The sequence below is a fragment of the Turicimonas sp. TL08 genome (assembly GCF_054660695.1).
On the sequence record NZ_BAAGDP010000098.1, the window covers coordinates 1 to 267 of the forward strand.

The window sequence follows — 267 nt, forward strand, 5'->3', positions numbered from 1 at the left end:
GTTCTGTGGAAGAAAAAGCACTCTTTTCTGAAAGACTGTCATTCTCAAGTCCTCCAACAAGCATTGAAAGATTTAGAGAAGGGATACAAGAATTTTTTTGCCAAGAGAGCGAAATTTCCAAGGTTCAAAAAGAAATTTCAGCGCGATTCATTCCGATTCCCGCAGGGATTCAAAATAGATGAGGATAAACAAAGGATCTATTTGCCGAAAATAGGGACAGTCGGCTACAGAAAGAGCAGAAGCATCATTGGCAAACCAAAGAACATT

1 pseudogene is annotated in these 267 nt (G+C 39.3%); it reads left to right on the forward strand.

Annotated features, from left to right (window positions below):
* Nucleotides 1-267, forward strand: a pseudogene (locus ACYQ4O_RS13100) (RNA-guided endonuclease InsQ/TnpB family protein); the annotation flags it as partial.